The organism is Streptomyces flavofungini (assembly GCF_041028215.1).
Classification (GTDB): Bacteria; Actinomycetota; Actinomycetes; order Streptomycetales; family Streptomycetaceae; genus Streptomyces; species Streptomyces flavofungini_B.
This window is the reverse complement of the sequence record NZ_JASKYR010000060.1, coordinates 1-17,953: the sequence shown is the minus strand read 5'-3', so window position 1 is coordinate 17,953 and position 17,953 is coordinate 1. Positions and strand designations below refer to the sequence as shown.

14 protein-coding genes and 1 pseudogene are annotated in these 17,953 nt (G+C 72.2%); 5 read left to right on the top strand and 10 right to left on the bottom strand.

Going from position 1 to position 17,953, the window contains the following annotated elements; all coding sequences use genetic code 11:
• The 5 genes from AB8Z36_RS06875 to AB8Z36_RS06855 all read left to right on the top strand — a co-directional run.
• Positions 1-1,244: aldehyde dehydrogenase family protein (locus AB8Z36_RS06875; RefSeq protein WP_369212288.1), on the top strand; the 1,244-nt coding region annotated here is incomplete at its 5' end.
• A complete protein-coding gene (locus AB8Z36_RS06870) occupies positions 1,237-2,154 on the top strand; it encodes a 3,4-dihydroxyphenylacetate 2,3-dioxygenase (RefSeq protein WP_369212287.1) in 918 nt (305 codons plus the stop codon). The genes AB8Z36_RS06875 and AB8Z36_RS06870, both read left to right, overlap by 8 nt.
• Positions 2,151-3,014: a fumarylacetoacetate hydrolase family protein gene (locus tag AB8Z36_RS06865; protein WP_369212286.1), complete on the top strand. Its 864-nt coding sequence runs from the start codon at positions 2,151-2,153 to the stop codon at positions 3,012-3,014. The genes AB8Z36_RS06870 and AB8Z36_RS06865 overlap by 4 nt, the downstream gene beginning before the upstream one ends.
• Before the next feature lie 23 nt (positions 3,015-3,037).
• Entirely contained in the window at positions 3,038-3,229 is a 192-nt protein-coding gene (locus AB8Z36_RS06860) for a ferredoxin (RefSeq protein WP_369212285.1), read from the top strand.
• Between the two features lie 3 nt (positions 3,230-3,232).
• Positions 3,233-4,432: an NAD(P)/FAD-dependent oxidoreductase gene (locus AB8Z36_RS06855; RefSeq protein ID WP_369212284.1), complete on the top strand. Its 1,200-nt coding sequence runs from the start codon at positions 3,233-3,235 to the stop codon at positions 4,430-4,432.
• Between the two features lie 162 nt (positions 4,433-4,594).
• Here AB8Z36_RS06855 and ppdK read toward each other — a convergent pair whose 3' ends face one another.
• The 10 genes and pseudogenes from ppdK to AB8Z36_RS06805 all read right to left on the bottom strand — a co-directional run bounded on the left by ppdK (position 4,595) and on the right by AB8Z36_RS06805 (position 17,840).
• Entirely contained in the window at positions 4,595-7,333 is a 2,739-nt protein-coding gene (gene ppdK, locus AB8Z36_RS06850) for a pyruvate, phosphate dikinase (protein ID WP_369212283.1), read from the bottom strand.
• Between the two features lie 519 nt (positions 7,334-7,852).
• Positions 7,853-8,689: a carbohydrate ABC transporter permease gene (locus tag AB8Z36_RS06845; RefSeq protein WP_369212289.1), complete on the bottom strand. Its 837-nt coding sequence runs from the start codon at positions 8,687-8,689 to the stop codon at positions 7,853-7,855.
• A 144-nt stretch (positions 8,690-8,833) separates the two neighbouring features.
• Positions 8,834-9,736: a carbohydrate ABC transporter permease gene (locus AB8Z36_RS06840; RefSeq protein WP_369212282.1), complete on the bottom strand. Its 903-nt coding sequence runs from the start codon at positions 9,734-9,736 to the stop codon at positions 8,834-8,836.
• Positions 9,737-9,798: 62 nt separating this feature from the next.
• Positions 9,799-11,055 (bottom strand): ABC transporter substrate-binding protein, encoded by a 1,257-nt coding sequence (locus AB8Z36_RS06835; RefSeq protein ID WP_369212281.1) that lies wholly within the window; start codon positions 11,053-11,055, stop codon positions 9,799-9,801.
• 143 nt (positions 11,056-11,198) lie between these two features.
• Entirely contained in the window at positions 11,199-12,125 is a 927-nt protein-coding gene (locus AB8Z36_RS06830) for an oxidoreductase (RefSeq protein ID WP_369212280.1), read from the bottom strand.
• Between the two features lie 130 nt (positions 12,126-12,255).
• The gene (locus AB8Z36_RS06825) at positions 12,256-13,050 is read right to left on the bottom strand and encodes an SDR family NAD(P)-dependent oxidoreductase (RefSeq protein ID WP_369212279.1); all 795 of its coding nucleotides are present in this window, start codon (positions 13,048-13,050) and stop codon (positions 12,256-12,258) included.
• 118 nt (positions 13,051-13,168) lie between these two features.
• Complete coding sequence (locus tag AB8Z36_RS06820; RefSeq protein WP_369212278.1) at positions 13,169-13,753, bottom strand: TetR/AcrR family transcriptional regulator; 585 nt, start codon at positions 13,751-13,753, stop codon at positions 13,169-13,171.
• Between the two features lie 48 nt (positions 13,754-13,801).
• Positions 13,802-14,125: a nitrite reductase small subunit NirD gene (gene nirD, locus AB8Z36_RS06815; protein ID WP_369212277.1), complete on the bottom strand. Its 324-nt coding sequence runs from the start codon at positions 14,123-14,125 to the stop codon at positions 13,802-13,804.
• A complete protein-coding gene (nirB, locus tag AB8Z36_RS06810; RefSeq protein WP_369212276.1) occupies positions 14,125-16,698 on the bottom strand; it encodes a nitrite reductase large subunit NirB in 2,574 nt (857 codons plus the stop codon). The genes nirD and nirB overlap by 1 nt, the downstream gene beginning before the upstream one ends.
• A gap of 1 nt (position 16,699) precedes the next feature.
• Positions 16,700-17,840: pseudogene (locus tag AB8Z36_RS06805) on the bottom strand (NAD(P)/FAD-dependent oxidoreductase).
• Positions 17,841-17,953 lie beyond the last annotated feature (113 nt).

The window sequence follows — 17,953 nt, the reverse complement described above, 5'->3', positions numbered from 1 at the left end:
CCGTCGCCGACGGGGTCGAGGCCCGCGCGGAGGACCTCGCCCGCGTGGAGACCGCCGACAACGGCGCCCTGCTTCGCTCGCACCGGCGCGGCGTCATGCCCCGCGTCGCCCACAACCTCCGCTACTTCGCCGACCGCCTCCTCGCCCTCGCCCACCCCGACTTCGAGACCCGGGGCCACACCAACCACGTGACCTGGGACCCGGCGGGCCCCGCCGTGCTCATCACGCCGTGGAACGCGCCGCTGATGCTGGCCACCTGGAAGATCGCGCCCGCGCTCGCCGCCGGTTCGACCGTGGTGCTCAAGCCCGCCGAGTGGACCCCGCTGACCGCCTCGCTCTTCGCCGACATCACCCACGGCGCTGGACTGCCGCCCGGCGTCTTCAACCTCGTACAGGGGTACGGGGACGAGGTTGGGGCAGCGCTCGTCGCCGACGCCGATGTGCGGCGCGTCAGCTTCACCGGGTCCGTGCCGACCGCGCGCCGCATCGCCACGGCCGCCGCCGCGCACCTCACGCCGTGCAGCTTCGAACTCGGCGGCAAGTCGCCGCTGCTCGTCTTCGCCGACGCGGACCTGGAACTCGCCGCCGATCTCGCCGTCGAGCAGTACGACAACGCGGGACAGGTCTGCCTGGCCGCCACCCGCATCCTCGTGGAGGAGTCCGTGCGCGACGCGTTCCTCGGTCACTTTCTTGACCGGGTGACGAAGGTGACCCAGGGAGATCCCCGCGACGAGGCCACCGGGATCGGCCCCACCATCCACCCCCGCCATGTCGAGCGCGTCGACGGCTTCGTGCGCCGGGCCCTCGCGGCGGGCGCCACGCCCGTCATCGGCGGCGGCCGCAACACCGGCCTCGGCGGGAACTACTACCTGCCCACCCTGCTGACCGGCGTCGCGCAGGACTCGGAGATCGTCCAGGAGGAGGTCTTCGGGCCCGTCCTCACCCTCCAGACCTTTCCCGACGGCGACGAGGAGGAGGCCGTACGCCTCGCCAACGGCACCCGCTTCGGCCTCGCCGCCACCCTCGTCACCGGTGACCGCGACCGCGCGGAGCGGATCACCGCGCGGCTCGTCGCGGGCACGGTCTGGGTCAACTGCTTCTTCGTGCGCGACCTCTCCGCACCCTTCGGCGGCTCCCGGCAGTCCGGCGTGGGGCGCGAGGGCGGCGACTGGTCCTTCGACTTCTACTGCGACCTGAAGAACACCGTGACCGCGCCGGGGAAGTGGGAGGCCCGCCATGGGTGAGATCGTCGGGGCGGGCCTCCTCGCCCACGTACCGACCATCGTGCTGCCGGAGGAGACCCGCAAGGAGCTCAACGAGGGCCGCGAGATCAGCCTCGTGCCCGGCCTGCGCAGGCTGCGCAGGGACGTCTTCGAGACCCTCGACTACGACACCGTGGTCGTCCTCGACTCGCACTGGGCGACCACCGTCGAGTTCGTCGTCACCGCGCACCCGCGCCGCGCCGGGCTCTTCACCTCCGAGGAGCTGCCGCGCGGCATGTGCCGCATGCCCTACGACTACCCGGGCGACCCCGGACTCGCCCACGCCGTCGCCTCCTTCGCCGACCGGCACGGCACCTGGATCACCCCGATCGACGATCCCTTCCTGCCCGTGTACTACGCCACCATCAACCTCTGGCAGTACCTGGGCGCCGGCCTCCCCGACAAGAAGTGGATCTCGATCGGGGTCTGTCAGACCGGGGACGCGGAGGACCACCTGCGGCTCGGCCGCGCGCTCGCCGACGGCGTCGCGTCACTGCCCGGCCGCAGGGTCCTGCTCATCGCCTCCGGGGCCCTGTCCCACACCTTCTGGCCGCTGCGCGAACTCCGCGACCACGAGGCCAGCGACCCCGTCCACATCCGTACACCGGAGGCGCGCGCCGCCGACGAGCGCCGCATCGCCTGGTTCGAGGACGGCGACCACGCACAGGTCCTCGCCACCATGCCGGAGTTCCTCACCCACCGGCCCGAGGCGCGCTTCGGCCACTACCTGATGATGATCGGCGCCCTCGGCGAGGCCCGCTGCACCGCCCCGGGGCGCCCCTACAGCGCGTACGAGAACTCCGTCGGCACCGGACAGATCCACCTGTGGTTCGACCGCCCGGCCGACGGCTGGACGGCCGCCGCCCACGAGGGGAGCGAGGACATCGCATGACCACCGGCCACGCGACCACCGAGTACCGCCGCATCCTGCTCGACGGGGCCGCCGCGCAGGTCGTGCGGGACGGCGACGAACTGGTGGCCCACGACGGGCGCCGGGTGAAGGCCGCGGAGGCGCACCACCTGCCGCCCGTCCGGCCCTCCAAGGTGATCGCCGTCCACCTCAACCACCGCAGCCGCGTCGCCGAGTTCGGCGCGCGCCTGCCACCCGCGCCGACCTACTTCCACAAGCCCGTCTCCGCGCTCAACAGCCACGGCGGCGCCGTCGTACGCCCCGAAGGCTGCCAGTACCTCAACTACGAGGGCGAGATCGGCATCGTCATCGGCCGCACCTGCCGCAACACCGCGCCCGCCGACGCGGGGGCGTACATCGCGGGCTACACCCTCGCCAACGACTACGGACTGCACGACTTCCGCGACACCGACGCCGGTTCGATGCTCCGGGTCAAGGGCTCCGACACGCTCTGCCCGCTGGGGCCCGGCCTGGTCACCGGCTGGGACTTCCGCGGCAAGTACCTGCGCACCTACGTCAACGGCCGCCTCGTCCAGGACGGTTCGACCGACGAGATGGAGTGGGACATGCACTACCTCGTCGCCGACATCGCCCGCACGATCACCCTGGAGCCGGGCGACGTGCTGCTCTCCGGCACGCCCGCGGGCTCCCGCCCGGTACGGCCCGGCGATGTCGTCGAGGTCGAGGCCGAGGGGCTCGGGCGCCTCACCAACCACATCGTCACCGGGCCGACGCCCGTGCGCGCCGACGTCGGGGCCCAGCCCACCGCGTCCGAGGAGGTCCTCTCCACGGCACTCGGCGGCGACTGGGAGTTCCGCGGCATCCGCGCGCCCCGCCGCTGAGAACCGAAACCAGAGGAGTTCACGTGCTCAACGTCACCGTCGACCTGGATGTCTGCCAGAACCACGGGCAGTGCGTCTTCGCCGCGCCGGACGTCTTCCGGCTCGACGACAGCGGTCACCTCGTCTACGTCGCCTCGCCGGACGCCGAACTCCGCGACGACGTGGAGGAAGCCGCCGACGTCTGCCCGCTCCAGGCCATCCGGGTCGAGGGCTGAGCCGTGGGCGCACCGGGCATCGCCGTCGTCGGGGCCTCCCTCGGCGGGCTGCGCGCCGCCGAGCAGCTCCGCGCCGCCGGGTGGGACGGCGGCATCACGCTCTACGGCGACGAACCCCACCTGCCCTACAACCGCCCGCCGCTGTCCAAGGAGGTGCTCGCGGGCGGCGCGCCCGCGACCGCCACGGAGCTGCGCCGCCGCCCGAGCGTCGCGGACGTGGAGTGGCGCCTCGGCGCGGCGGTCACCGCCGCCGACCTCGGGGCGCGCACCCTGACGCTGGCGGACGGCACGGTCCGTCCCTACGAGGGTCTCGTGGCCGCCACGGGGGTGCGGCCTCGCAGGCTCCCGCTGCCCGGGGGCCCGCCCCGGCACGTCGTCCGCACCCTGGAGGACTCGGCGGCCCTGGCCGCCAGGCTGGCGGCGGGCGCCCGGGTACTGGTGATCGGCTCCGGCTTCATCGGCTGCGAGGTGGCGGCCACCGCGCGCACCGCGGGCTGCGCGGTGACCGTGGTCGCCCCCGAGGCGGAACCCATGGCCCTCGCCCTCGGCCCGGAGCTGGCACGGGCCCTGCGGCGGCGGCACGAGGCCCGGGGAGTCAGGTTCCGCATGGGCCGCCTCGTCACCGCCCTGACGCCGGACGGCGCGGTGCTCGACGACGGTACGGAACTCACCGCCGACGTCCTCGTCGAGGCCGTCGGTTCGCTGCCCAACACCGAGTGGCTCGCGGCCACCGAGGGCATCGACCTGAGCGACGGCATCCTCTGCGACGCGCACCTGCGCGTCGGCGGCCTCCCGCACGCGGTGGCCGTCGGCGACGTCGCCCGCTTCCCCAACCCGCGCTACGGACCGCTCGCGCGCCGCGTCGAGCACTGGTCGGTGCCCGGCGACACCGCGCGCCACGCGGCCCGCACCCTGGTCGCCGGGCTCACCGGAGCCGTCCGCGACCCGGCGCCCTGCGCGCCGCTGCCGTCCTTCTGGAGCGACCAGTTCACACTGCGGCTCCAGTCCTTCGGCCTGCCGGGCCTGGCCGACCGCCGCGAGCTGCTCGCGGGCGATCCGGAGTCGGCCGACGGCGACCTCCTGTACGGCTACCACCTGGGCCCGCGGCTCATCGGCGTCGCCGCGCTCGGCGGCCCGGAAGCCGTCGCCGCTGCGGGCCGCCACCGGGCCGCCCTCATGACGCTGCCCGAGCCGGTGGTCTGACCCGGCGAGGGCATGCGAGGGCATGCGGGAAGGGGCAGCACCCCCGCACGGGTGCCGCCCCTTCTCAGAGCCCGGGACACCCGGGCTCCCGGGTGGACCGGAACCGCCGCCGCATCGGTGTTGAGGGTCGGGGACACGGCGGCGGTCCCGGGGCTCTGGTTCCTACCGGTGGTCGCTGCCCGTGGAGTGCGAGGCGGCGCGCCCGGCCTCCAGGCGGGCCACCGGGATACGGAACGGTGAGCAGGAGACGTAGTCCAGGCCCACCTCGTGGAAGAAGTGCACCGACTCCGGATCGCCGCCGTGCTCGCCGCAGACGCCGAGCTTCAGGTCGGGCCGGGTCTCGCGGCCCGCCTTCGCGGCGTCCCTGACCAGCTTGCCGACGCCGTCCTTGTCGATGGTCTCGAAGGGCGAGACCCCGAAGATGCCCTTCTCCAGGTACGCCGTGAAGAAGCTGGCCTCCACGTCGTCGCGGGAGAAGCCCCAGACGGTCTGCGTCAGGTCGTTCGTGCCGAAGGAGAAGAACTCCGCGGCCTCCGCGATCTGGCCGGCCGTCAGCGCGGCCCTGGGCAGTTCGATCATCGTGCCGAGCGCGAGCCTCAGCTCGACACCGGTCGTCTCCTGCACCTCCGCGATGACCTGCTCGGCCTCCTCGCGGACGATCTCCAGCTCCTGGACGGTGCCCACGAGCGGGATCATGATCTCCACGCGCGGGTCGCCCTTGGCGTTCTTGCGCTCGGCCGCGGCCTCCGCGATGGCCCGCACCTGCATGGTGAAGAGACCGGGGATGACGAGACCGAGGCGGACGCCGCGCAGGCCCAGCATCGGGTTCTGCTCGTGCAGCCGGTGCACGGCCTGGAGCAGGCGCAGGTCGTTCTCGTTGGGGTCCTTGCGGGACTCGGCGAGGGCGACGCGCACCGAGAGCTCGGTGATGTCGGGCAGGAACTCGTGCAGCGGCGGGTCGAGCAGCCGGACGGTGACGGGCAGGCCGTCCATCGCCTCGAAGAGCTCCACGAAGTCCCGCTTCTGGAGCGGGAGCAGCTCCTTGAGGGCGTCCTCGCGCTCTTCGTCCGCGTCGGCGAGGATCAGCCGCTCGACCATCTCGCGGCGCTCGCCGAGGAACATGTGCTCGGTGCGGCACAGGCCGATGCCCTGCGCACCGAAGCGGCGCGCCCGCAGCGCGTCCTCGGCGTTGTCGGCGTTGGCGCGCACCCGCAGGCGCCGCACCCGGTCCGCATACGCCATGACGCGGTGCACGGCGGCGACCAGCTCGTCGGCGTCGTCGGCGCCCGCGTGCATGCGGCCCTCGAAGTACTCGACGACGGGGGAGGGCACGACGGGCACCTCACCGAGGTAGACCTTGCCGGTCGAGCCGTCGATGGAGACGGTGTCGCCCTCCTCGACGACCACGCCGCCCGGCGCGGTCAGGCAGCGCCGCTTGGTGTCGACCTCCAGCTCCTCGGCGCCGCACACACAGGTCTTGCCCATGCCGCGCGCCACGACCGCCGCGTGCGAGGTCTTGCCGCCGCGCGAGGTCAGGATGCCCTCGGCGGCGATCATGCCGTCCAGGTCGTCGGGGTTGGTCTCGCGGCGGATCAGGATGACCTTCTCGCCCGAACGCGACCACTTGATCGCGGTGTAGGAGTCGAAGACCGCCTTGCCGACCGCGGCACCGGGTGACGCGGCGATGCCCCGGCCGAGCTGCTTGACCTTCGCGCCCTCGTCGAAGCGGGGGAACATGAGCTGGGCGAGCTGGGCGCCGTTGACGCGCTGGAGCGCCTCGGCCTCGTCGATGAGGCCCTGGTCCACGAGCTGCGTCGCGATGCGGAAGGCGGCACCGGCGGTGCGCTTGCCGACGCGGGTCTGGAGCATCCAGAGCTGGCCGCGCTCGATGGTGAACTCGATGTCGCAGAGGTCCTTGTAGTGCGTCTCCAGCGTCTCCATGATCTGCATGAGCTGGTCGTAGGACTTCTTGTCGATCCGCTCCAGATCGGCGAGCGGGACGGTGTTGCGGATGCCCGCGACGACGTCCTCGCCCTGCGCGTTCTGGAGGTAGTCGCCGTAGACGCCCTGGTGGCCGCTGGCCGGGTCGCGGGTGAACGCGACGCCCGTGCCGGAGTCGGGGCCGAGGTTGCCGAAGACCATCGAGCAGATGTTGACGGCCGTGCCGAGGTCGCCGGGGATGCGCTCCTGGCGGCGGTAGAGCTTGGCGCGGTCGGTGTTCCACGACTCGAAGACCGAGCGGATCGCGAGGTCCATCTGCTCGCGCGGGTCCTGCGGGAAGTCCCGGCCTGCCTCGGTCTTGACGATCTTCTTGAACTTGGTGACCAGCTTCTTCAGCTCGGCGGCCTCCAGGTCGGTGTCGACCGTGACCTTCTTGGCCTCCTTGGCCTTGTCCAGGGCGTCCTCGAAGAGGTCGCCGTCGACGCCGAGGACGGTCTTGCCGAACATCTGGATGAGGCGGCGGTAGGAGTCCCACGCGAAGCGGTCGTCGCCGGACTGCTTGGCGAGCCCGGTCACGGACTTGTCGGAGAGCCCGATGTTCAGGACGGTGTCCATCATGCCGGGCATCGAGAACTTGGCGCCCGAGCGGACGGAGACGAGCAGCGGGTCATCGGCCTGACCCAGCTTCTTGCCCATCTTCTTCTCCAGGGCGTCGAGGTGCGCACTCACCTCGTCCCGCAGCTCGGCGGGCTCCTCGCCGCTGTCGAGGTACGTCTTGCATGCCTCGGTCGTGATGGTGAAGCCCGGGGGCACGGGCAGCCCCAGGTTGGTCATCTCGGCGAGGTTCGCACCCTTCCCGCCGAGGAGGTCCTTGAGGTCCTTGTTGCCTTCGGTGAAGTCGTAAACGAACTTAACGCCCTCACTCGTGTGAGCTACGTGGGGATCTTTGTTTTCCGACACGGGTCTCGGCTCCTGGAGGACTCGGTGGCTGCCCTGACGGCGAGGAACATACCCAGATCGAAGGCGCCTGGGTACGTCCACTTGCGCGTCATACGGCCGTAACCACCCGTCCGCCGCTAGATCGAAAGTGACCGAGCGGTAGTGAACGCGGGCTCCATGCATTCAAGTGTCGAAGGCTCAACCCCCGTAGACCCTGCGAAACGCTCACATGAGCGCGCGTATCTCAGATGTGAGTTCAGGTCGTGAATGATCGAGCGGTGGCACTGAGTGCCACCCCTTGGAGAAGTGCAGCCGCTGATTCCGCGCTCATCTGAGCGCCGAGGTGATCAGGGGTGGCGAGAATCACGCCGTTTGAAGGGGCTGGATGTCAGCATCCGGACTCCCCTGATCGCCGTACGGGACCCCCCGGGGAGGTCGTCGGACCACGAGCCGGGACGCGCACCGGTCCGGGGCGCGGACGGGGAGGCAGTTCCGGTCAGATGTGGCGGCGATCAGTCGTCGCGGCACGGGGTGGCGCACTCAGTCGTCGATGCCCGACCGCTCCACCCCCGCCACGATCCACCGCTGGAAGAGGAGGAAGACCAGGAGCAGGGGGAGGATCGAGACCGCCGCCGCCATGAACAGTTCGTGCAGGCGGATCACCTGGGAGGTGGTGAAGGTGGCCAGGGCCACCTGGACCGTCCAGGCGTCGCGGTCCTGGCCGATCACCAGCGGCCAGAGGAAGGAGTTCCAGGCGCCGATGAAGACGATCGTGCCGACGGCGGCGAAGACGGGGCGGGAGTTGGGGACGACGACGCGCCAGTACGTGCGCCAGTGGCCGAGTCCGTCCACCCGGGCCGCGTCCTCCAGCTCCCGGGGGAAGCCCAGGAAGTACTGCCGGAAGATGAAGCACGCGAAGGCGGAGAAGAGGGTCGGGACGATCAGGCCGCGCAGGGTCGACACCCAGCCGAGCGAGGAGACCAGGACGAAGCTCGGCACGAAGGTGACGGCGGCGGGGACCATCATCGTGCCGAGGATCGCGTAGAAGACCTTGTCGGCGTGGCGGTAGGGGATGCGCGCCAGGCCGTATCCGGCGAGGGAGGCGAGGAGCAGGGTGCCGACGGTCGTCGCGACCGCGATCAGCGTCGAGTTGAGCAGGGCGTGCGCCATCGGCACCGTCGGGTCGTCGAACAGCTCCGACAGGTTGGAGAAGCGCAGGGACGCGGGGAAGAACGTCCAGTCGGGGGAGGTGATCTCGTCCTCGGCGGCGAGGCCGTTGCGGAGCAGGAGATAGAAGGGGATCAGGAACAGCACGGCCAGGGCGGCGAGCAGGGCGGTGCGCAGGGCGCGGCCGACGCGGACCATGGCGTCGTCCAGGGGCCGCCGGGGCGACCCGGCACGCCGCCGGGCCGCCGGAGCCCTGAGCGGGGCCGCCGGAGCCTTGCGAGCGGTCGCCGGAGCCTTGCGAGCGGTCGCCGGAGCCTTGCGGGGGGTCGCCGGAGCCTTGCGGGGCCTCACGTGTCAGTCCTCCTTCCGGCTCAGGCCGAACCACGTGGCCTGGCCGACCGTCACGACCGCGATGATCAGGGCGAGGATCACCGCTCCCGCGCTGCCGAGCCCGAGGTTCTGCTCCTGGCCGAGGGCCGTGTAGTAGAGGTAGACGAGCGGCGGCCGGGCGTACGGCGGATAGCCGCCGGAGTCCGAGAGCAGGTTGTAGAACTCGTCGAAGGCCTGGAAGGCGTTGATGACGAGCAGCAGCATGACCGCGACCGACGTGGCGCGGAGCTGCGGCAGGGTGATGTGGCGCAGCACCTGCCAGCCGGGCCGCGCCCCGTCCACCGCCGCCGCCTCGTAGAGCGTGGGCGGGATGCGCTGGAGCCCGGCGAGGAAGAGGATCATGTAGAAGCCCGCCTGGAGCCAGAGCCGTACGGTGACGATGACGAGCCAGTACCAGGGCGGCTCCGTCGTCGAGAGCCAGGCGGTCTGGTCGGCGCCGAACCAGCCGAGGACGGTGTTGGCGAGCCCGAACCGCACCCCGTTGAAGAGCGACAGCTTCCAGATCAGCGCCGCCACTACATAGCTGCACGCGGCGGGCAGGAAGAAGACGGAGCGGAAGAAGGCCTGCGCCCTGCGGAGCCGGTTGACCATCAGCGCGAGCGCGAGCGAGAGCACGAACGTCGTCGGCACGATGAACGCCGAGAAGACCGCGAAGGTGACGAGGCTGTCGGTGAAGGCGTCGTTCTCCAGCATCGACGTGTAGTTGCCGAAGCCGATGAAGTCGTCCGGCGAGACCGTGTTGTGGGCGTCGAAGAAGCTGAGGTAGACGCTCCAGGCGAGCGGTACGTAGGTGAAGAGGACCAGGCCGAGCGCGAAGGGTCCGACGAACACCCAGAACCACAGGGTGCGGTTCTGGGCTCCGAACACGCCTGCCCGCCGGAACGCCCGTGCACGCCGCGACGCCCCCGCCCGCCGGGAAGCGGCGGCCCTCACGACTTCTTCTTGGTCCGCGCCAGCTCCGCCCGCACCGTGCGGACGACGGACCGCAGCTCGTTCGCGGGGTCCGCGCCGGACTTGATGATCCGGCTCAGCGCGTCCTGGTAGGCGGTACGGGAAGCGGGCGTCCACAGCAGGGGCTCCGCGTAGCCGTACTCGGTGGAGTACCGGACGGCCTCCGCCGCCGGGCCGTCCTTCAGCTTGTCCGCCTTCCTGGCGAGGGAGAGCCTGGCGGGGATGTGGAAGCCGTAGGAGAGCGCGAAGTCCTCCTGATATGCGGTCCTGTCGATCCACAGCCACTTCAGGAACGCCTTGCCCTCCCGCTTCCGCCTGCTGCGGGCGCTCACGGCCGCGCCGTACGCGCCGACCGGCAGCGCGGGCTTCCCGGCCGCGCCGTCCGCGGGGAACGGCAGCACCCCGAAGTCCTCGCCCAGCTCCTTCTTCACCGCGGGCAGCGCCCACAGGCCGCACCACTGCATGGCGGTCAGCTCCTGCGTGAACGCCGAGGGGTCCGACCAGTCCGCGGGCGCGCCGAGCAGCAGCGACTTGTCGGCGTACAGCTCGTGCAGCTTGCCGAGGGTCCGGGCGGCGGCCGGGTCGTCGAAGCCGACCTCGCCGTCCTCGGTGACGGAGGAGAGGCCCGCCGCGTGCAGCGGGGTGACGCCGAGGGCGCCCGCGCCGCCGTCGTTGCCGAGGAAGAGGCCCTTCACCTTCTTCGTGGTCAGCGCCTTCGCCGCGTCGACCAGCTCGTCGAGACTCTTCGGCGGCGCCACGCCCGCGTCCTTCAGGAGGCTCTTGCGGTAGTAGAGCAGGTGCATGTCGACGACCTGGGGGATCGCCCAGATCTTCCCGTCGTACGTCTTCGGCGCGAGCACCGCCGGATTGAAGTCGTCCTTCACACCGTCGAAGAGGTCGGTGAGATCGACGACCTGGCCCTGCCGGATCTGGTCCAGGGACGGGCCGTTGACCTCGAAGACATCGGGGCCCGAGTCGGTGAGCAGGGCCGCCGCGGTCTGCTCGTCGTAGTTGCCCGGCCGCCACTGGACCTGGACGTCCGCCTTCTCGTACGCGGCGGCGTACCGCTTCACGGCCTGCTCGGTGCCCGCCTCGCCGTACTGGTGGTACCACTGCGCGAGCCGTGGACCGCTGCCGCCCGAGCCCCCGCCGTCGCGGCCGGTGTTCGATCCGCAGGCGGTGAGCAGCCCCAGCGCCGCGCCGGTACCGAGCAGTGTCCTTCGGCTGATGGTCATGCTGGTTCGTCTCCCTGCGTACGGTCGGGGCACGGGATCTCCACTCACGTCGGCCCAACGATCAACCATGCGCGGGGATTACGACAGGGGTGTTGCGGCCGAGTGTCGGCATCCGGCCGCGCGGCGCGTACGGGCACAGGCTCTCAGGGCTTCAGCCCCTCGTACGTCACACCCGTCAGGCCCTCGGAGGCCGCCCAGAGCCGGTCGCCCGCCACGTCGTCGACCGTCCAGGGCGTCCGCCAGGACCGCGCGGGCGCCCCGCGCACACCGAGGAGCGCGGGTCCGGTGAACGAGTCGGGGCGCACGCCGGGCGCCGTCGCCGCGTACAGCGTGGGCAGCGCGCCCGCCTCCGCGGACTGGGCGAAGGCGCGGGTGGCGAGCGCGATGAGGCGACCCGCGTTCCTGCGCCCCGACATGCGGGGGCCCACGCCGTGCAGATTGGTCGAGGCGTAACCGGGGTGGGCCGCCGCGGCGACGACGTCGGAGCCGGTGGCGGTCAGGCGGCGGGCCAGCTCGTGGACGAAGAGGAGGTTGGCGCTCTTGGAGCGGCCGTAGGCGATCCACCGCCGGTAGTGCAGCTCGCTGTTGAGGTCGCCGATGTCGATGTTGGCGAGGGCGTGCAGGAAGCTGGAGACGCTCACGACGCGGGCCCCCGGGGTGTCGAGCAGGCGCGGCAGCAGCAGCCCCGTCAGCGCGAAGTGCCCGAGGTGGTTGACGCCGAACTGGGTCTCGAAGCCATCGGCGGTGCGGCGGTAGGGCAGCGCCATCACCCCCGCGTTGTTGATCAGCAGATCGAGGCGCTCGGGCTCGTACGAGGCCGCGAACTCCCGTACGGAGGCCAGGTCGCCGAGGTCGAGGCGCCGGAACTCCGCCGCCGCGCCCGGCACCTCGGCGAGGAGCCGCTCGGTCGCCGCCCTGCCGCGCTCCTCGCTGCGGCAGGCCAGCGTCACCCGGGCCCCGCGGCGGGCCAGCTCGCGCGCCGTGACGTAGCCGATGCCGCTGTTCGCGCCGGTGACCAGGGCCGTACGGCCGCTCTGGCCGGGAATGTCGCTCGCGGTCCACGCCGTCATGGCAGGGCTCCCTCTGCGTCGGCTCGTCCTGCGGCGTTCTGACCGCAGGGTAAGGCGGAGAGGGATCCGACGACAGAGCCAGAGCCAGAGCCGTCCCCGCACAAACCGTACGCGGCGGCCGGTGTCACCCTCAGGCGGCGGCGCCGCCGTCTATCACCAGATCCGCGCCGACCACGGAGGCCGACTCGTCGGACGCCAGATAGAGGACGGCCGCGGCGACCTCGGCGGTGCTGGAGACCCGGCCCAGCGGGGACTGCTCCTTCATCCGGGCGGCCCGGTCCGCCCCGGTCTCGCCGGGGAGGAGCGACATGGTGGTGTCGGACGCGCCGGGGCTCACGGTGTTGACGCGCACGCCGTCCCTGATGTGCTCGGCCGCCGCCGCACGGCTCAGCGCGGAGACGGCGGCCTTGGTCGCCCCGTAAGCGGCGGTGCCCGGCGCGCTGGTGTGGGCGCCGAGGTTGGAGCCGATGTTGACGATGGTGCCGCCCCCGGGCTGGCTGCGCATCTGTCCGACCTCGGCCTGGAGGGCGAGCAGGACACCGGTGACGTTGATGTCGAGCATGGTGCGCCAGTCCGCCTCGGGCAGTTCGGCCACCGGCTGTCCGGCCCGCAGGACGCCCGCGTTGTTGACGGCCACGTCCAGCGAGCCGAAACGCTCCACGGCGGCGGTGACCAGGGCGGCGAGGTCGGCTGAACGGGACACGTCGGCGGTGACGGCGAGCGCGGTGCCGCCGGTCTCCTCGATGAGGCCCGCGGTCTCCTTGAGGGCGGCCTCGGTGCGCCCGGCCACGACGACGTTCGCGCCCTCCGCCGCGAACGCGAGCGCGATGGCGCGGCCGAGGCCGGAGCCGCCACCGGTGACGAGGGCCGTGCGGCCGGTGAAACGGGCCCGGGTGGGGGTGCTGGTGCTGGTTGCTGCGGGCATGTCGTCGTCTCTTTTCTTGAACGAGCGGTCAAATATCAGGGCATGCAGTGAGCGGGCATGGTGTGAGAGGCCAGTCCAGGCCAGGGAAGGGAAGGGAAGGGAAGGACAGGGTGCGGGATCAGTCCAGCAGGGCCAGCGCCTGCTCCACGGCGTCCCGTACGCGCGCCGGGTCCGATGACGCCTTGCCGACCACGCGCAGGCCCTGCATCAGGACGAGCAGCATGCGGGCCAGCGTCAGCGGATCGCGGTCCTCGGGCAGTTCGCCCTGGGCCCGCGCGCGGACGAGGGCGGAGTGCAGGAGGGTCTCCAGGTGCTCCCAGCTCCGCTCGACGCGGCGGGCCGCGTCGTCGTCGTGGGGGCCCAGCTCGGCCGCCGTGTTGGTGATGAAGCAGCCGGGCGCGCGGGCTCCCTCGGACGCGGCCTCCTGGCCGAAGCGGCGCACCACCGCGCGGACCCCGGGCAGGGCGGGACCGGGCAGCGACAGCTCCGCGAGCAGGCTCGGGTCCTGGTTCTGCGCGTACCGCTCAAGGGCCTTCAGGAACAGGTCGTGCTTGTTGCCGAAGGTCGCGTAGATGCTGGCGCGGCCGATGCCGAGCGCCTCGACGAGGTCCGCCATCGACGTCGCCTCGTAGCCGCGCCGCCAGAACAGCTCTAGGGCCGACTGGAGCGCGGCGTCCGGATCGAATTCCTTGGTCCTGGCCACGAGAGGGACACTAGAGCTTTCCGGAACGACCGGTCAAGCAAAATCGCTTCAGGCGATCCGCACGGGATGCGTCTCCACCGCCACGTCCTCGTCGTCCAGGCACCGCCCCGTCGCCAGGTCGAACCGCTGCTTCAGAAGCGGCGAGGCGACGAACGGGCGGCCGTCCGCCGTGCCGAGCAGACCCCGGGACAGCACCGCCGCGCCCGTGAACGGGTCCCGGTTGTCGATCGCGTACGCGCGGCCCTCGCGGTCCAGGAAGAGCGCGGCCTGACGGCCGTCGGGCAGCAGGGCGGCGAGGCCGCGGCCCGGGGTCAGCCGGGCGCGCTCGCAGACCGCGAACCAGGCCTCGTCGACGCGGAGTTGGACGTTCATCAGAAGGCTCCTTCCAGGGGCCGCCTGCCCAGGGTCAGCAGCGGCAGATCCGGCTTGATCTGGTCGCGCTCGGGGACGAAGCCGACCGTCGGGTCCGGCGTTCCGGGCGCGTTCACGAAGGACACGAAGCGGGCCAGCCGCTCGGGGTCGTCGAGGGTGTCGGCCCACTCGTCGCGGTAGTGCGTGACGTGATCGGCCATCAGCGCCTCCAGCTCGGCGCAGATGCCGAGGGAGTCGTGGACGACGACGTCGCGCACGTGGCCGAGGCCGCCGTCGATCCGCTCAAGCCAGGCCGCGGTGCGCTCCAGGCGGTCGGCGGTACGGATGTAGAACATCAGGAACCGGTCGATGAGCCGCACCAGTTCCGCGTCGTCCAGATCCTGCGCGAGCAGGTCCGCGTGGCGCGGGGCCGCGCCGCCGTTGCCGCCCACGTAGAGGTTCCAGCCGCTCGCCGTGGCGATCACGCCGAAGTCCTTGGACTGGGCCTCCGCGCACTCGCGGGCACACCCCGACACCGCCGACTTCAGCTTGTGCGGGGCGCGCAGGCCCCGGTAGCGCAGCTCCAGGTCGATGGCCATGCGCACCGAGTCCTGCACGCCGTAGCGGCACCAGGTCCGGCCGACGCACGACTTCACCGTCCGCAGCGCTTTGCCGTAGGCGTGGCCCGACTCGAAGCCCGCGTCCACCAGGCGTGTCCAGATCATCGGGAGCTGCTCGACGCGGGCCCCGAAGAGGTCGATGCGCTGACCGCCGGTGATCTTCGTGTAGAGGCCGAAGTCCCTGGCCACCTCGCCGATGACGATGAGCTTCTCGGGGGTGATCTCACCGCCGGGGATGCGCGGCACCACCGAGTAGGAGCCGTTCCTCTGGAGATTGGCCAGAAAGTGGTCGTTGGTGTCCTGGAGCGCCGCCTGCTCGCCGTCCAGGACGTGGCCCTCGGCGCCGATGGTCGGGGCCAGCGAGGCGATGATCGAACCGACCGCCGGTTTGCAGACCTCGCAGCCCTCGCCGCCGCGCGCCGCCGGGCGACCGTGCCCGTCGAGCAGCGCGCGGAACGTGGTGACCCGCAGGACGCGCACGATCTCGTACAGCTCCTGGCGGGTCTGGCCGAAGCAGCCGCACAGGCCCTGGTCACCGCTTTGCGGCAGCAGCTGCCCGATCAGCTTCACGCAACTGCCGCAGCCCGTCCCCGCCTTCGTGCACTTCTTCACCTCGGGCAGCGTGGCGCAGGCCTGGACCTCGTCCTTGGTGACGTTGTGGCAGTTGCAGACCACGGCCGAACCGGGCAGCGCCTCCGGGCCGAGCGCGGTCGGCGCGCCCGCGCCCGCGGGCAGCACCAACTGCTCGGCGGGTACCGGCGGCACGGTCCCGGTGAGCGGGCGCAGCAGCCCGTACGCCTCCGCGTCGCCGACCAGGACCCCGCCGAGCAGCTCGCCGCCCGCACCCATGACCAGCTTCTTGTACGTGCCCGAGCGCGAGTCGGCGTAGACGACGTCGAGGCTGCCCTCGGCGGTGCCGTGGGCGTCGCCGAAGGAGGCGACGTCGACGCCGAGGAGCTTGAGCTTGGTGGACAGGTCGGCGCCCGTGAAACTCGGCTCTTCCTCGGCGGCGATGGCGGCGGCGGCCGTCTGCGCCATCTCGTAGCCGGGCGCGACCAGGCCGTACACGCGGCCGTCCACCGCCTGCGCGCACTCGCCGATCGCGTAGACGTCGGCGTCGCTGGTGCGGCACCGCTCGTCGACCGTGATGCCGCCGCGCTCACCCACGGCGAGCCCGTGCGCGCGGGCGAGCTGGTCGCGCGGGCGCACACCCGCCGAGAACACCACGAGGCCGGTGGCGAGTTCCCGGCCGTCGGAGAGCCGCATGGCCCGTACGGCGCCCTCGCCGTCCGTCACGATCTCCTGCGTGCCGACGCCCGTGTGGACGGTCAGACCCATGCCGGTGACGGTCCGGAGCAGCGCCGCGCCGCCGCCCTCGTCGACCTGGACGGGCATGAGGCGCGGCGCGAACTCCACGACGTGGGTGGCGAGGCCGAGGCCGCGCAGTGCGCCCGCCGCCTCCAGGCCGAGCAGACCGCCGCCGACCACGGCGCCGGTGGTGGCGCGCTGCTTCGCGTACGCCTCGATGGCCAGCAGGTCCTCGATGGTGCGGTACACGAAACAGCCCGTCGCGTCCTTGCCCGGCACGGGCGGCACGAAGGGGTAGGAACCGGTGGCGAGCACCAGCGTGTCGTACGCGAAGACCCGCCCGGAGCGGGCCGTGACCGTCTTCGCCGCGCGGTCGAGACGCACGGCGGGCTCGTCGACGTACAGCTCGATGCCGTGCTCGTCCAGGAACGCCCGGTCGGTCAGCGAGAGTTCGTCGGGCGTGTGCCCCGCGAAGTACGAGGTGAGACCCACCCGGTCGTAGGCGGGGCGCGGCTCCTCGCAGAGCACCACGATCCGGTGGCTCGCCGCGAGCCCGCGCTCCACGGCGGCCTCCAGGAAACGCTGGCCGACCATGCCGTGGCCGACGAGCACGAGGTCCGGGCGGCCCCGCCCGGACGGGGTGGGGTTCGGCTGGGGCTTGGGCATGTCAGCGGCCTCCGTCATGAGTGAGCAAATGCAGCAGCGGGTCTTCGTGCTCGGGCAGGGCGTCGTCGTCCTCCCAGGCGCGGGCGAGCGCGCCCACCGACGCGAGGTCGCCGAGCAGCACGCCGCCGACCAGGCGGTCGCCGCGCAGGACGACCTTGCGGTCCCGGGCCCGCGTCGAGGGGACCGGCGCCCGTGAGGGTGAGCCGGGTGAGCATACGGCTGCCGGGGTAGGGGCGGTCGCTCCGGTCGATGAGGGCGTCGGCGAGCGCGTCGGCCTGTTCGAGCGCCGGGGTCGCGAGGCCGTAGACGCGGCCCGCGTGCTCGGCGCAGTCCCCGACGGCCCTGATGTGCGGGTCGGACGTACGCAGGGAGCCGTCCACGACGACGCCCTCGCGCACATCGAGGCCCGCGGCCCGCGCGAGGCCCGTACGGGGGCGTACGCCGCAGGCCAGGACGGTCAGCCCGGTCTCCAGGGCGTAGCCGTCGGCGAGCTCCACCCGGTCCACGGCGCCGTCGGTGACGGCGACCCCGCGCACCCGGCACTCGGTGTGCACCTCGACGCCGAGGCCGGTGAGATGCGCCCTCACCAGCTCCGACGAGGCCGGGTCGAGCTGGCGCTCCATGAGCCGTTCGGCCTGCTGGGTGAGGACGACCCGCGCGCCCCGGTGGGCCAGCGCCCTGGCCGCCGATACGCCGAGGAGGCCGCCGCCGATGACGGTGACGCGGGTGCCGGGGCGTACGGCCGCCGAGAGCGCGAGGCAGTCGTCCATCGTGCGGAAGGCATGCACGCCGCGCGGGAGTTCGGTGGCACCCGGGGCGAAGAGGCCGCGCAGCGGCGGCAGTACGGGGTTGGAGCCGGTCGCGAGGACCAGCGTGCCGTACGGGACGGCGGTGCCGTCCGCGCAGTGGACCCGGCGTTCCGCGCGGTCCAGGTGGGTGACGCGGGTGCGGAGCAGGGTGCAGGCGGGGGTCGGCAGGGCGGCGACCTCGGCCGGATAGCGGCCCGCGAGGACCTCCGCGAGGAGGACGCGGTTGTACGGGGCGTGGGCCTCGTCGCCGATCAGGACCGTGTCGGGGCCGAGGCGGTGTGCCACGCGGGTGCCGGCCAGGCCGGCGCCGATCACCACGGTGGGGGGTGTCATGACATTCAGCGTGCGGGGTGGGTGTTACCCGGGCTTGGCCCGGGTGTTTCSCTGTCCTCAGTGTTTGAGGTTCGGTGCTGTGAGGGCTCGGTGTGCCCGGGGTCATCCCCTGG

Coding starts and splice junctions, on each gene's coding strand:
- AB8Z36_RS06870 (WP_369212287.1), top strand. CDS start 1,237: ATGGGTGAGATCGTCGGGGCGGGCCTCCTCGCCCACGTACCGACCATC.
- AB8Z36_RS06865 (WP_369212286.1), top strand. CDS start 2,151: ATGACCACCGGCCACGCGACCACCGAGTACCGCCGCATCCTGCTCGAC.
- AB8Z36_RS06835 (WP_369212281.1), bottom strand. CDS start 11,055: ATGACCATCAGCCGAAGGACACTGCTCGGTACCGGCGCGGCGCTGGGG.
- AB8Z36_RS06830 (WP_369212280.1), bottom strand. CDS start 12,125: ATGACGGCGTGGACCGCGAGCGACATTCCCGGCCAGAGCGGCCGTACG.
- AB8Z36_RS06825 (WP_369212279.1), bottom strand. CDS start 13,050: ATGCCCGCAGCAACCAGCACCAGCACCCCCACCCGGGCCCGTTTCACC.
- nirD (WP_369212277.1), bottom strand. CDS start 14,125: ATGAACGTCCAACTCCGCGTCGACGAGGCCTGGTTCGCGGTCTGCGAG.
- nirB (WP_369212276.1), bottom strand. CDS start 16,698: ATGCCCAAGCCCCAGCCGAACCCCACCCCGTCCGGGCGGGGCCGCCCG.